11 protein-coding genes, 1 tRNA gene and 1 pseudogene are annotated in these 11671 nt (G+C 52.0%); 5 read left to right on the top strand and 8 right to left on the bottom strand.

Annotated features, from left to right (window positions below; genetic code table 11):
• A partial coding sequence (locus AC2FLZ_RS17815) for a hypothetical protein (protein ID WP_496882513.1) occupies positions 1–1175 on the top strand: 1175 nt, incomplete at its 5' end.
• A gap of 185 nt (positions 1176–1360) precedes the next feature.
• Here AC2FLZ_RS17815 and AC2FLZ_RS17810 read toward each other — a convergent pair.
• A complete protein-coding gene (locus AC2FLZ_RS17810) occupies positions 1361–1588 on the bottom strand; it encodes a hypothetical protein (protein WP_496882512.1) in 228 nt (75 codons plus the stop codon).
• A 21-nt stretch (positions 1589–1609) separates the two neighbouring features.
• Positions 1610–2149 (bottom strand): hypothetical protein, encoded by a 540-nt coding sequence (locus AC2FLZ_RS17805; RefSeq protein WP_496882511.1) that lies wholly within the window; start codon positions 2147–2149, stop codon positions 1610–1612.
• Positions 2150–2862: 713 nt separating this feature from the next.
• Between AC2FLZ_RS17805 and AC2FLZ_RS17800 the strand changes: the two genes are divergently transcribed.
• Together AC2FLZ_RS17800 and AC2FLZ_RS17795 are read left to right on the top strand one after the other, a co-directional pair.
• Positions 2863–3438, top strand: a complete 576-nt coding sequence (locus AC2FLZ_RS17800; protein ID WP_496882510.1) for a recombinase family protein — start codon at positions 2863–2865, stop codon at positions 3436–3438.
• Positions 3431–3844, top strand: coding sequence for a hypothetical protein (locus AC2FLZ_RS17795; RefSeq protein ID WP_496882509.1), 414 nt, complete (start codon positions 3431–3433; stop codon positions 3842–3844). The genes AC2FLZ_RS17800 and AC2FLZ_RS17795 overlap by 8 nt, the downstream gene beginning before the upstream one ends.
• 184 nt (positions 3845–4028) lie before the next feature.
• Here AC2FLZ_RS17795 and AC2FLZ_RS17790 read toward each other — a convergent pair whose 3' ends face one another.
• The 5 genes from AC2FLZ_RS17790 to AC2FLZ_RS17770 all read right to left on the bottom strand — a co-directional run bounded on the left by AC2FLZ_RS17790 (position 4029) and on the right by AC2FLZ_RS17770 (position 9415).
• The gene (locus tag AC2FLZ_RS17790; RefSeq protein WP_496882508.1) at positions 4029–4562 is read right to left on the bottom strand and encodes a hypothetical protein; all 534 of its coding nucleotides are present in this window, start codon (positions 4560–4562) and stop codon (positions 4029–4031) included.
• Between the two features lie 5 nt (positions 4563–4567).
• On the bottom strand, positions 4568–5680 hold the full coding sequence (locus AC2FLZ_RS17785; RefSeq protein ID WP_496882507.1) for a hypothetical protein: 1113 nt from the start codon (positions 5678–5680) through the stop codon (positions 4568–4570).
• A 644-nt stretch (positions 5681–6324) separates the two neighbouring features.
• On the bottom strand, positions 6325–7590 hold the full coding sequence (gene arsJ, locus AC2FLZ_RS17780; RefSeq protein ID WP_496882506.1) for an organoarsenical effux MFS transporter ArsJ: 1266 nt from the start codon (positions 7588–7590) through the stop codon (positions 6325–6327).
• On the bottom strand, positions 7587–8585 hold the full coding sequence (locus tag AC2FLZ_RS17775; protein WP_480554353.1) for an ArsJ-associated glyceraldehyde-3-phosphate dehydrogenase: 999 nt from the start codon (positions 8583–8585) through the stop codon (positions 7587–7589). Before AC2FLZ_RS17775 ends, arsJ begins: the two co-directional genes overlap by 4 nt.
• Positions 8582–9415, bottom strand: a complete 834-nt coding sequence (locus tag AC2FLZ_RS17770) for an arsenate reductase/protein-tyrosine-phosphatase family protein (protein WP_480554355.1) — start codon at positions 9413–9415, stop codon at positions 8582–8584. The genes AC2FLZ_RS17775 and AC2FLZ_RS17770 overlap by 4 nt, the downstream gene beginning before the upstream one ends.
• A 238-nt stretch (positions 9416–9653) precedes the next feature.
• On the opposite strand from AC2FLZ_RS17770, the gene AC2FLZ_RS17765 reads away from it, so the two are divergent.
• Positions 9654–9729: transfer RNA gene (locus AC2FLZ_RS17765), tRNA-Thr, on the top strand.
• 190 nt (positions 9730–9919) lie between these two features.
• Positions 9920–10312 (top strand): annotated as a pseudogene (gene tnpA / locus AC2FLZ_RS17760) (IS200/IS605 family transposase).
• Positions 10313–10345: 33 nt separating this feature from the next.
• Here tnpA and pncB read toward each other — a convergent pair.
• Entirely contained in the window at positions 10346–11638 is a 1293-nt protein-coding gene (gene pncB, locus AC2FLZ_RS17755; protein ID WP_480554357.1) for a nicotinate phosphoribosyltransferase, read from the bottom strand.
• Between the last annotated feature and the right edge of the window lie 33 nt (positions 11639–11671).

Below are 11671 nucleotides of genomic sequence, written 5' to 3'. Positions count from 1 at the left end.
TTGACGCTTTGTTCGACCAAACGGTAGCCTTTCAGAAGACACAGGGCACGAGAAGTAGGGCACCCAAAGCGCATGACGCCCAATCCTTGAAGGCTACTATTGGGGCGGTGCTTGGGGATTTGCTGGAAGCATTGTTGAATATCGGTTCCAGTGGTTACTGCTGGCGGTCAAGTAACAGAGCCAAATTCAAGAATACACTGGCGACCAGCAGGCATTATGAAACCCTGAAATCCGCATGGTCCGAAATGGGGTTGATGGATGTCGTCAATGGTTTTCGAGGCAGCGACGATTTTGATGGTGAGATTTACTATCCGAATACCCCAAACAAACGCTGGGCAACGAGGCTTCGGGCAACCCCTATGCTGCTTGAACTCCTGACCGAGTTCGGCATCACATCAAAGAACCTGACACACCATTTCAGAAGTGATCTGAACAAAGCCCGACCGATTACGCTAAAAGCAGCTAAAATCAGTGGGGAGGCAAAGCCTCGCGTTATTTCGGACTACCCCAGATCAGCGATATCAGCAGCACTAGAAACGGATGTGAACGAAATCAATGCTTTCCTGAATGAGTGGGAATACAGCTTTGGAGCGCCACCAGTGTTATTCCGTGTTTTCAATGATGGGGATACGGAAAACTACCAGTGGGACTCCGGGGGCCGCTTCTACGGGTCTGACTCGACCTACATCAACTGGAAATCAGAAGAGCGGAAGGAAATTTTGATAGGCGGTGAGCCAACCGTCGAAATCGACATAAAGGCTTGCCAGTTGACTATGCTGCACGGCATTTTCGGATTGGACTACGAGGCCGGAGACGACCTGTACCAGATTGAGGGCGAAGACAGGGAAGAGATAAAGCAGGTAATCAGTGTTATTGTGGGGAATGGAAGAGTGGGACGCCTTAAAAGCCCCATTGTCGAAAAGGTTCTGGACCGATACCCGTTCCTGAATGAGTTGGAGACCAGAGGGCTAAATTCCCTGCGGCTTCAGGCCCTTGACTCGACAATCATGAATGAGACCCTTCTTTCCCTGAAGCGGCAACATGGCATTCCAGCGCTTCCAGTTCATGACTGCCTTATTGTTCGGGTCGCGGATGCAGATGTGGCTATGAGCGTCTTTGGTGATGTGTTCTGCTGGCACATAGGTTTAAGGCCCACATTCAAGGTTGAAAGCTAAAGAACTACTATGGGAAGCTGCCTAAGGTGTTGAGGTTACCACCCCTGCAACACAAGTCATACCTAGAGATATACCTTATGACTACCTATCGGGTTACTATGAACGCTAAGGAGTCCCCTCCCTGTGAGACCGAACAGTGAACACGTCTAACGTGCCTTAAATCGGTCTAAAGGAAGGGGACACAATCAAACGACCAGCGCTACATCAGCCAGAATGCTATCGGAATGTCTTTTAGCCTTCTTCTTAGACATCTTCTTCTTCGGCTCTGAATAAGCCTTATCATTCCCAATGGAGGCCAATGGGTAAAATTCCTTGAGCCAGAATTCACGGGATTGCGTGTCTTGCGGAAACAGGGTGGCTAGACTCGCGTCCAGCATAGCAAACCGTTCTGCACGGATTAGCGTCAGCAGCACGGATACCAGCTTCTAGCCTTTTCAGATATTCGGCAGACATAGGTTTGCCTCATACGATTTTCCGTTGATGATTTGCCAATGCTCTAGGAGTTTCCTTGGCATCAGAGGCGCGTGTGATCGCTCCGTTTTGGAAGGGGTTTTTCTCGTTTTTTCGCGCTTGGGATTTGTGCGATCCCAAGAACCGTTTGCATATTTGTAGTATGCTTTGATCTTGGTCGGGTTGGCCGTTTTGAGTTCGGTAAGGCTTTTGACACCAAGCACATCTAGGAGGTCGCCATAGCCATCTGAGCCGGGGACGTTCAATGCTCTGTAGAGCCATAAGCAGCTACTACGCAAAGGCGCGTCCCATTCTTTGGTCCTTGGCAGTTCTTTGGATATATACTGTCCGTATTTCTTCTTGGATTTGAAGTGTGGTCGAGCAGCGTGCATGTATCGTCCGACATTCAAGTAGTCTTCTAGTTTGTCGTTAAGCCTTGCGTGTCTAACGTTTGACAATGCCGTTGAGGACGCCAACGCCTTTTTGGTTATGGTTTGGTCAATGATTGGATCGTTTAAGTTCAATGTGTTGTTTCCTTTAAATTGTATTAGACCCAAAAAATATTGGGCCGGAGGTTTCTGCCTTCTCTGTAAGGCCGGATAACGCTCGCTGGATTTGGGGTGTTTGCGGATGAAGGTCCGGTTTCTGCCTTCTCTATAAGGCCGAATAACGCTCAGTCATGGAGACAGCGATAGACCCGGAGACAGACTGGCTCGGAGTCTACCCCTCAATAGGGCCGTTCAGAGTAACGCGGGGTTTCTGCCTTCTCTATAAGGCAGAATAACTTGACACCCGAATTGACAAATTGGAGTCCCTAGGGGGTGCCTTTGGTTTGTCAGCCACCCCACCACAGGAAAATGCCATTGCCCTACTCAGAGGGCCTCTCAGCGGCTCTGTGGACGCCTTTCCTTCAAGGGGTGGGCAAAATAAAAACAATAATAACAACAATAATTAACCCCCTTTTTTTGAAGTCGGTTTTCAAAACCCCCGCCCCCTCTTTGGCGAGAACAAAAAACAAGGAGTGTTGTCTGATTGGCACTTCGTAAGGTCGAAGCACGGAGTGGAGAGTAGCAGGTATCACTTGATTGAAATTCGCTCTGACTAGCCCTTGGTCTCAATAGGGCTTGCCCTTGTGGTGCAATCGAATTTGCTCAGCATGATGTTTCAATAGAATGGGAGTTGACATTTTGAGACATATGTACCTCTATGTTTATAACCCTAATGAGAAAGACAAGACATGCTGATTGGATACGCCAGAACATCGACCTTAGATCAGAAAGCAGGGTTCGAGACCCAACTTGATGAACTGGAGGTTCAAGGGTGTGAGAAGGTTTTTAAAGAGCAAGTCTCTTCTGTCGATGTAACCGCCCGAGAACAGCTTAGTCAGGCCTTAGAGTTCATCCGTGAAGGGGATACATTGGTAGTCACCAAACTTGACCGCTTGGCCCGTTCAGTTGCCCATCTTCTGTCCATCCTAAATGAGCTTGAAAGCAAAGGTGCGGCGCTGAAGATTGTAAACCTTGGCATTGATACCTCAACGCCGACTGGCAGACTGATGTTGACCGTTCTTGGTGGCATTGCCGAGTTCGAGCGTGGGATCATGTTGGAGCGCCAGAGGGAAGGCATCGCAAAGGCCAAGGCCGAAGGTAAGTACAAAGGGCGCAAGCCGACTGCACGGGCCAAAGCTGGTGATGTTCTGAAACTGCGTTCTGAAGGGGTTGGTCCCTCGGAAATCGCCCAGCGCCTTGGGATAGGAAGGGCGTCAGTCTATCGGATTATCAGTGACCAAAAGGACTTAACTACAAATGACTAAAGATCGGTGGGATAAGGCGGAAGTGGTAGGCAAGATCACGGGCGCAGTGCTAATTCCAGTTGTTGTGGGGGTTACTGTTGCTGTTTTGAACGGGCAGTCGAATACTCGTTCTACAGCGGCACAGATGACGGAAATTGCCGTGGGTATCTTGGCTGAAAACCCGCAAGACGATCCGGCAACCAAAGGTCCGTTAAGAGATTGGGCGATACTGGTTCTTCAAAATCCCGGAAAAATTGTTCCTTTGAGCTCTGATGCCGCAGAACAGCTTCAAACTGTTCCGATTGGTTATAGTCAGGGAATAGCAAGCGCTTTGGCTGCAAACATTTTGGCTGGTAATGTTCATGTCGATCCTGATTTGTCGCACGAAGGCGAAATAATGCTAGTGCCGCGTTGGAGTGCTGACTAAGCCGACATTACATTTCTGAACGCCTTTGGGGGTCCTACGCCTAGGGGTGGTAGATGGTATGCTTCACGGGTTCAGAGGACGCTTTCGAGACTAGACGAGGGACAAATACTGAACACGGTCCACTGCACGATCTGTGCTATAAGTTAGCTAAGATAGCCATCGATGTTACCCGGCTTAACCCGAACTAACCAAGGTTATCGTTGTATTGTGCGGCTACACCTTTTTCAAACGCAAGCTTGCTCACATAGAAACTGTTCAATGCTTCTACAAATGGCTTCGCATCAGCAGACCCAGTAGTATTTTCGGCGGTCAGGACCAAATTGGTCATTGCTTCCTGATACTCTTGGTACAATGCCCCGTCCGAACCAATCTCAATCGCCAGACGCTCGACGCTTGAACGAAGGTCCAACATTGCAAGTCTGAGTTTCTGAACATCGTCGCTTGATATCGCGGATGCTGGATCACCAATCGTTTGGACCATCAACTGAACCGCTTTGTCCACTTCTTTTGCAGACATCGCTGCTTCGTCCGAGTACCGAATTGCCAATTCTCGATTGGTATCAAATACATCATACTGCCGTTGAACATACGACCCTACAATACCGCCTACAGAGGTCAGAACTACAGACAAAACCACAAGACCAACCTTAGAAGAAAAGAATGCACCCAAGCTAAAGAGCTTGGGATTCTTGTCGTCGTTTGATGTTTGGTCTGACATTCTCATCAGTCCTCTTCTACCACAATATCAGCCTGTCCGCTAAGTCCCGTAGATTCCTCAACCTGCCGCGCGATTTCGCAAGCTGCCCCCCACTTTTCAATACCCAGCAACTTCAGATGCTGTATTACCTCAACGTTGATCACTGCTGTGCATGGGTCATCGGCGTCAAGAGAGTTCCCAATTAATATAGTGCCTTGTTCTGCGGCTTGAACGGCCTCAACCCCAATTGTTATCGCTATCGCAAAGAGTGCTGTTGCAACAAGCGGTGATACGCGTGTCGAAATTAGGTTCAAATATCCCGGTGAATTGATGTTCGATTGTAAGTCTAGTGCATAATCTCCAAGCTGTTCAAAAGCGGCTTCATGTATCGGGAGAACCTCCTTTTTTTCGGCTATTCGCATGGAGTTAGCAGCGACAAAGTTAAAGAATGCCTGAATATATAGATCGTTGGTTGTGGTGAATTCTTGGTTGTCGACGTTGAACCTCGCCCTGAACTCGTTTGGTAAAATGTAGCTCCCGTAAGCTTCTCGGTATAGCGCGAGGCGCTCATTTCTCGGGAGCAAGACGAACGCATTTGGTTTTGATCCAAGGTCGAGTAGGTAAGGCGAGAGTTTTCCTTTAGGGATTTTCCCCAGCCATTTCACACTTCTTCCGTACAGCCAATCTTCACCATAAAGTTTGGGAAATTGGCGTGTCACAAAGTCAGTTGGTTCGCCAGTGAGTTCGCCAATCAATGCATTTTGAACAAATGCGCGGGGCGGTACGACAACGAGGTCACCTTTTTTTGCAGATTCAAAGAAACCAGACAAAATCCTGCTTAGCTGAGCCGTGCTTCGATCGGAAACGTAGACAGAGTAGTCCTCTATTTTTCTCGATGGTGCCTCTTCCCCAGAGAAGCGATGATACGCCCGCAGTCTTCTGGCTCGGTGCAGTTGGGCAGTAATGTTCTCTTGTTCGGCTAGAGGAACACCGGGTCTGAGTTCGAGACCAAGAACGTCTGCAAATATCGCATTTGTTTCTTCGAAGAATGAATACAGCTTATAATTTGATCCGGGCCGAACCATAAACACTTGATGTTCTGCGGGAATAACACGTGAGTTCAAGTCAACTTTAATCAAAAGAGGTATCTCGCATTGGCTTTCAACTATATGATGATTGCTACCAGCAGTGTCTCATCAGGTAAAGTGTCTACGCCCGCTCATTAACCGCAGCCATTTCCCGGATTGGGTGAATAGTCATGAGCAAAGACTCAGGTTACCCAAGGCGCAATTCAACTGCATCGGTTTCTATGCCTAGCAGATAATTGTGGAATACGATCAAATTGTGGACGAACAACAACGATATATTCAGGTATATGAATTTTTATTGTCTGTTATAGAATAGCGCAGGTCAAAAATACGTCTTTCACATCGAAGATGTCAGAAGTAGCTACCACTGGTCCACAAACACTCAAAACAGTGACACAGCAGGTGACACATTGGCATTCAGTGTTGACTTAAGTGGCTGAAAACAATTACAAATGCATCAACGTAAATTGGTAAACAATCCTGCCGGGGTCACCAAAAATACCGTATTGTTTAACAGATACCGGGTTTCCGCGGCCAGTGGCGCCGTCATGATTTGCTAAGCTTTGCGAGGTCATATGCCGAAACATATAAAATTCTCGCTAATCGTTCTTCAATAACCTTGCGCAGCCCCTCTGATCAGAACGCCACCGATCATGGCAAGAGCGATCCAGTCCGTGAGATATCGTTCGAAATGGTCACGTCAGTGCTTCGGAGGTTTGATCCCTCAGTTTGCCTGAAGTCAACGCAGCAAGGGCCACCATCACGGTCGCGGTCCCGAGGACCAGTGGCAATCCTCCGATCTGGTAGGTCAGGCCGGACAGAACCGTGCCGATCAGCCGGCCTATTGCATTTGCCATGTAATAAAATCCGACATCCATTGTCACACGTTCGGACCGGGTGAAAGCCAGGATCAGATAGGAATGCAGCGATGAATTCACCGCAAAGATTGCTCCGAAGATCAGCAGCCCAGCTACAAGCGTTATGGTCAGCCAGGTTTCAGGCCCATTTGACAGCGATACTGCCAATGTTAGAGCCGCAGGAACGCAGAAAAGGACAATCGCCCACCTGCGTGCCGCACGGATCAAATCACCTTCGGTTCGATCCGCCGCACGAAGAATCTTTGGCGCGATAGCCTGCACCGCACCATAGAGGATGACCCACAGTGCCATGAATGTTCCGATCATGAAGAACGCGGAACGGTTGCCGTCCTCGGTGCCATCCGACAGGACGGCATAGAAATAGATCGGGATGCCGACCACGAACCAGACATCGCGCGCACCGAACAGAAAGACCCGCGCCGCGGACAGCCAGTTCACATTGGCGGATTTTGACAATACTTCCGAGAATTTCGCCCCTTTTCGCCCCTTCGGCAGGCCCGCTGGCATGAACAGGATAACTGCGAACAGGATCAGTGCCAGAACCGCCGCCATGACCAGGATTGCCGCCATGAATCCCAACGTGGCCAGCATGGCCGCGCCCAACAGGAAACCCAGCCCTTTGACGGCATTTTTTGATCCGGTCAGCGCAGCGACCCACCGAAACAACCCGCCGCCCTCGGCCGGGGCCAGTAATTTGACTGATGATTTCGACGACATCTTGGCCAGATCCTTGGCCACTCCGCTTGCCCCCTGTACCATCATCACAAAGCTGACCGAGGCGGTAACGGTCCAGTGCGGATCAAGCTGCGTCATGGCAAGCAACGCCACCACCTGCAGCCCCAATCCTGCATACAGGGTGGACGTTAGCCCGAACCGGGCAGCAATCCAGCCTGCGGCCAGGTTGGTGACGATCCCAGCAATCTCATAAAGCACAAACAGATAGGCCAGCTGAACCGGTGAGAATCCCATGGTGTGAAAGTGCAGCAGCACCAACATCCTGAGCGCCCCGTCAGTCAGCATGAAGGCCCAATAAGCCGCCGTGACCGCGACATAAGCCGACAGTCCTTCGGGCCGCTGGGTCACAGCGAGGACCCGACCATCAGCGCCACATCCACCAAGCGGTGCGCATAGCCCATCTCATTGTCGTACCACGCATAGATTTTCACCTGTGTCCCGTTTGTCACCATGGTCGAGGGCGCATCGACAATCGAGGAGCGTTTGTCATTGGTGTAATCGGTAGATACCAGAGGGCGGGTTTCATAACCCAGAATATCCTTCAGGTCACCCTCAGCCGCCGCTTTAAAGAGGGCGTTGACCTCGTCAACCGTGGTGGCCCGCTCAACTTCGAATACGCAATCGGTCAGCGAGGCGTTCAAAAGCGGCACCCTGACGGCGTGACCGTTCAGACGCTCCTTGAGTTCCGGATAGATCAGTGTGATGGCGGTGGCCGAACCGGTGGTCGTCGGGATCAGTGAGTTGAGGGCCGACCGTGCGCGCCGCAAGTCCTTTGCGGGCCGATCAACGATTGTTTGCGTGTTGGTCACGTCATGGATCGTAGTCATCGACCCGTGGCGGATACCCAGATTCTCGTGGATCACCTTGACCACCGGCGCCAGGCAATTCGTTGTGCAAGAGGCCGCTGTCACAATTTTATGGGTCGCGGGGTCATATGTGCTTTCATTCACTCCAACAACGATATTTGCCGTCGGGCCGTCTTTGACCGGGGCAGAGACGACGACTTTCTTTACCCCGGCATCAAAATATGGGGCCAGCTTGGCCTCGGTCTTGAACACGCCCGTACAGTCGATCACGACATCAACGCCATCCAGCGGCAGGGTGTTCAGGTCTTTCGTGCCGATGAACGGCAGGCGGGTTCCATTCACAGTGATGCTGTCGGCATCAAAGCTGAATTCTGCATCCCAACGCCCGTGTACCGTGTCGAACTCCAACAGATGCGCGTGCATCTGGGGGTCGCCGAAGGCATCGTTGATCCAGGCAATCTTTGCGCCCCGTTCCAACAAGGGCTTCAGGGCCAGTTTCCCCATTCGGCCAAGGCCGTTCACAGCGTAAGTCGTCATGGCGCATCCTCAAGTGGCGACCGCGCGATTTCATCAACGGCGGATTGCAGTGCGATCCGGTCCAGGCTTTCAACCGGCAGCGATGTAAAGGCTTGAACCCGACGCTTCAGCGCGCCGTACGCGTTTTGAAAGGCCAGGCTTTTCTCGGCATCGGTGCCTTCTGCCTTGACCGGATCCGCCATGCCCCAGTGACCGCTGATCGGCTGGCCTTCCCACGCGGGGCATTCTTCGTTCGCAGCCTGATTGCAGACCGTAAAGACGAAATCCATTTCAGGTGCGCCCGGTCGCGAGAACTCGGATACATTCTTGGAGCGGAGCGCCGATGTATCATGCCCCTTGTCTTGCAGAACCCGAATTGCAAACGGGTTGAGTTCGGAAAACGGTCGTATGCCGGCCGAATACACATTGAACCGATCCCCGCCGATATCTCGCAAAAGGGATTCGGCAAAGATCGACCGGGCAGAATTACCCACGCAAATGAACAACACATTGAACTTTCGGTCAGCCATGGTTTCGCGCCCTTTGGCCAAGGGCATGCAAAGATCGGGTCGGCCACGGCAGCAATCCACGAGCAGGAAATCGAACATGTGCTGCACGTTCTTCATCTCAATCGAATAGAGCAGTGACGTCCCGGATCGTTCCTGCTTGACCAGCCCGGATCGCTGCAACGCGTTGAGATAGTTCGACAAGGTGCTGGACTTGATCCCCAGTTCCGACGCCAGTTCCCCCGCTGGAACAGTGTCAGGATACCGTCGCATCAACATGCGAAATACGGTGATACGTTGCGGGTGGCCAAGGATGGCCAGCTGGTCGGTTATCTCTTCCATCATATTTCATGAAATATAGAATAATAAACTTAGAGTCAAAACTACTCATGCGTCGTTACAAAAATTTCACAAACTGGAAGCTCGCCCCATTGGATTGATCATTGGCCCAATACGTCGACGACAACCTCTGGTGAAAAGGGGGGAAAGGCCCGAACGGACATAACTGGTCTTGCAGGCTTTAGGCTGACAGTTTAAATGGGCCATCTCATCCGGTAGAGGCCAGTTCCGGATGACTCAAGGCGCCGCTGTAGCTCAGCTGGTAGAGCACGTCATTCGTAATGATGGGGTCGGGGGTTCGAGTCCCTTCAGCGGCACCACAAGTTTCAGTATCCACTCATTGGAGTAAACCCTCCGACCTCCAGTCGGACCTGCTTCAGCGCGGAGAATCGTGTTATGATCTTACCCTCTGGAAAATGAGCCGCAGCCGGTTCGAAGGCTCATTTTCCAGAGGGTAAGGTCATGTAGTATGACACTGGCAAGCACTGTGTTTTCTATCACTGCTACCATATCGTCTGGTCGACCAAGTATCGCTACTAGGTGCTGACCGGTGCGGTGCGCTTGCGGGTGCGCGCCATCATCCGTTGGGTCTGCCACGAGAACGAGGTCGACATCTTGCGCGGGGTGTTGTCGAGCAATCCCGTGCATTTGTTCGTGTCGGTGCCGCCGAAGATTGCCATCTCGGGTCCGGTGCGCAAGATGAAGGGCCGTTCGTCTCACAAGGTGCAACGGGAACTTCCCGCCCTGCGCAGCCGCTACTGGGGTCGCCGGTTCTGGGGCAGGAGGTATTTCTCAACCACCAACGGTGCCATCACCGAAGACATCGTGCTGCAATACCTCGAAAACCATATCGCCGATCCTACCGACGCCAGTCGGTGGTCGTTCAGTCCTAACATTATATGAATTGAGGGTAAGTGTTTGGTATTATGCCTTAGCTCAGACAATCACTTTGATCGCTTCCTGTGCGCCCACGCCGAACACCCGTTTGTATCGCTCGATCTGATCCGCAGGGCCCATTGCCTTTTCCGGATTGTCCGACAGCTTTACCGTCGGGCGTCCGTTTGCGGATACGGCTTTGCAGACCAGTGAGAACGGTGCCAGCGCGTCATGAGGGACCAGTCCGCGGAAATCGTTGGTCAGCAAGGTACCCCAGCCGAAAGATACTTTGGTGCGGTCCGCAAACTGTGCATGCAATTCCTGAATACTGCCTACGTCCAACCCGTCCGAGAAAATGATCCGTTTTTGGGTCGGGTCCTCTCCGCGCGCTTTCCACCAGTCGATGGCCACCTCGGCGGCGGTAGCCGGGTCGCCGCTGTCGATACGAATACCGGTCCAGCCCGCCAGCCAGTCGGGCGCGTTGTCCAGAAAGCCCTTGGTGCCGTAGGTATCGGGCAGGATGATGCGCAGATTGCCGTCATGTTCGTCGTGCCAATCGCTGAGAACGTCATAAGGGGCCTGCGCCAGTTCGGCATCGGTGTCGGCCAACGCGGAATAGACCATCGGCAGCTCATGCGCGTTGGTGCCGATGGCCTCAACCTCACGCCGCATCGCGATCAGGCAGTTCGATGTCCCAGTAAACGCGGGGCCGAGCCCTTCTATCATCGCCTGCACACACCAGTCCTGCCACAGGAAGGAATGCCGTCGCCGCGTGCCAAAATCCGCGATGCCCAAACCGTTGATCGTACTCAGCTTCTCGATCTTTTCCCACACGCGGGTCATCGCGCGGGCATAAAGCACCTGTAGCGCAAACCGGCGCATGTCGTTCAGCACCGCGCGCGACCGCAATTCCATCAATACCGCCAGCGCCGGAATTTCCCACAACATGACCTCGTGCCATTTGCCTTCGAAGGTCAGTTCGTACTGATCGCCTTTGCATTCAAGGTGGTAAGGCGGCAGGCGCATATTCTCGAACCATTCCATGAAATCGGAACGGAACATCTGGCGCTTTCCATAGAACATGTTGCCCCGCAGCCAGGTGCTTTCCCCCCGGCTGAGATTAAGCGAGCGGATATGATCCAGCTGTTCCCGCAACTCGCCTTCATCAATCAAACGGGCCAAAGGCACGTGATTCGACCGGTTGATCAGGGAAAACACCACGTTTGTTTGGGGCTTGTTTCGAAACACTGACTGGCACATCAGCAGTTTGTAGAAGTCTGTGTCGATTAAAGACCGGACAATCGGGTCAATCTTCCATTTATGATTGTAGACACGGGTCGCGATGTCGACCATGGGGAACTCCTGCGATTTCCGTAGTTAGATCAA

The organism is Ruegeria sp. YKSF131 (assembly GCF_059612645.1).
The sequence above is the reverse complement of the archived record's forward strand: the minus strand, read 5'-3'. Positions and strand labels throughout refer to the sequence as shown.

Excerpts from the sequence above, each read along its gene's own strand:
- AC2FLZ_RS17800 (WP_496882510.1), top strand. The coding sequence starts at position 2,863 with ATGCTGATTGGATACGCCAGAACATCGACCTTAGATCAGAAAGCAGGG.
- AC2FLZ_RS17790 (WP_496882508.1), bottom strand. The coding sequence starts at position 4,562 with ATGTCAGACCAAACATCAAACGACGACAAGAATCCCAAGCTCTTTAGC.
- AC2FLZ_RS17775 (WP_480554353.1), bottom strand. The coding sequence starts at position 8,585 with ATGACGACTTACGCTGTGAACGGCCTTGGCCGAATGGGGAAACTGGCC.
- pncB (WP_480554357.1), bottom strand. The coding sequence starts at position 11,638 with ATGGTCGACATCGCGACCCGTGTCTACAATCATAAATGGAAGATTGAC.
- AC2FLZ_RS17770 (WP_480554355.1), bottom strand. The coding sequence starts at position 9,415 with ATGATGGAAGAGATAACCGACCAGCTGGCCATCCTTGGCCACCCGCAA.
- AC2FLZ_RS17795 (WP_496882509.1), top strand. The coding sequence starts at position 3,431 with ATGACTAAAGATCGGTGGGATAAGGCGGAAGTGGTAGGCAAGATCACG.